Below are 1532 nucleotides of genomic sequence, written 5' to 3' on the forward strand. Positions count from 1 at the left end.
TCGGCGAGCAGGACCGGCCGCGCGCCTGGCAGGCGTGGACGGCCCCCGGCCGGGTGGCCGTGCCCGACGGCACCGCCCGTAGCGGGCTGTGGGAGCGGGCGGTGGGGGTGATCGGCGGTGCGGTGCCCGCGCACCGGCCGTGCTTCCTGCACCGCGACTTCCACCCCGGCAACGTGCTGTTCACCGGCGCGGGCGCCGGGCTCGCCGTCGCCGGGGTGGTCGACTGGGTGGAGACCTCCTGGGGCCCGGCCGACCTGGACGTCGCCCACTGCTCCACCGCGCTGGCCCTGCTGCACGGCCCCGGGGCGGGCCTGGACTTCGCCGACCGCTACCTGGCCGCCGGCGGGCGCGAGCTCGCCGAGGGCCGCGCGCACCTGTACTGGCGGCTGCTGGACGCCCTCGCCTTCGCCCCCGACGCGCAGAAGGTCGCCGAGCCCTGGCGCGAACTGGGCCGCACCGACCTGACGCCCGCCGTGCTGACCGGGCGCCTGGAGGACTACCTACAGGCCCTGTTCGACCGCTACGCCTGACCGCCCCGCCGCCGCGGCCACGCCCGCCTCCTCCCGTCCGCCTCCTTCCCCTTCCTCCCTCCCCTTCCTCCTTCCCCTCGACCGTCCCGCCCCGCTGCGCCCGGCCCGGCCCCAGGTGCGGTGAGGACCCGCACCCGCCCCGCCCCGCCCCACCGTGCGGGGCGTGGCCGGGTGCGTTCCTCGTGGGGCCGGCGGGGGGGGTTGGCGGGTGGTCAGGGGGTCGGGGCGGGTCGGGTGTCGTGCCGGTGCGGCTGTTCCTGGGGCTGTTCGGGGTGCAGGCGGCGGCGCAGGAGGACGGCGGCGAGGGCTGCTGCGGCGAGGGCGGCGCCGGCCAGGGGCAGGTGGCGGGGGCCGGCGGTGGTGACGACGGCTCCCCCGAGGGTGGTGCCGAGGGTGATGCCGAGGGTGGAGAAGGAGACGACGAGGCTGTTGCCGAACTCGGGGGCGTCGGTGGCGTCGCGGGCGAGCCGGCTCTGGGCGACGGCCAGGCCGCCGGAGCGGACGGCGCCCCACAGGAGGACGGTGGCGAGCACGGGGGCGCGGTGGGGGCCGGCGGCGTCGAGGAGGAGGTAGAGGGCGAGGCAGAGGAGCGGGTAGGCGGTGACGGTGCGTATCGGGCTGCGTTCCAGGAGGCGGCCGAAGGCGAGGTCGCCGGCGGTCATGACGACGCCGAAGGCCATCAGGGCGGGGCCGGTGAGGGACAGGTGTCGAGCATCGCGCCCGGCAACGGCGTGGTGACCTTCAAGATCAGCATCGGCTGGAACAGTCCGCTGCCGATGCGCACCGACGTCCTGGTCTTCAACTGACCCTGCCGCCAAGGCCGGTGGCCGCACCCGCGCGGCGGTGGCCGGCACACCGCACCCCGGGGCGCCCGCAAAGTCCTGCGCGGGCGCCACGGGGTGAACGCCTTCCCGGGCCCGCTCCCGCCCGCAGGGCCGTGCCCGGCACGCCCGAACGCGACACCCGCACCCGCACCCGCACCCGCACCGAAGACGACCGGCC

The 1532-nt window shown here is 77.6% G+C and carries 2 protein-coding genes; one reads left to right on the plus strand and one right to left on the minus strand.

Translation table 11 applies throughout. The features are described 5' to 3' along the window. On the plus strand, positions 1-530 hold a 530-nt coding region (locus KS423_RS45330; RefSeq protein ID WP_224285492.1), incomplete at its 5' end, for a phosphotransferase. A gap of 212 nt (positions 531-742) precedes the next feature. Here KS423_RS45330 and KS423_RS45335 read toward each other — a convergent pair. Beyond that, positions 743-1210, minus strand: a complete 468-nt coding sequence (locus KS423_RS45335; protein WP_224285493.1) for an MFS transporter — start codon at positions 1208-1210, stop codon at positions 743-745. Positions 1211-1532: the final 322 nt, after the last annotated feature.

The sequence above is a fragment of the Streptomyces sp. LS1784 genome (assembly GCF_020103755.1).
Taxonomy (GTDB): domain Bacteria; phylum Actinomycetota; class Actinomycetes; order Streptomycetales; family Streptomycetaceae; genus Kitasatospora.

Bases quoted from the DNA above. Each gene is read 5' to 3' on its own strand.
- KS423_RS45335 (WP_224285493.1), bottom strand. From the start codon at position 1,210: ATGGCCTTCGGCGTCGTCATGACCGCCGGCGACCTCGCCTTCGGCCGC.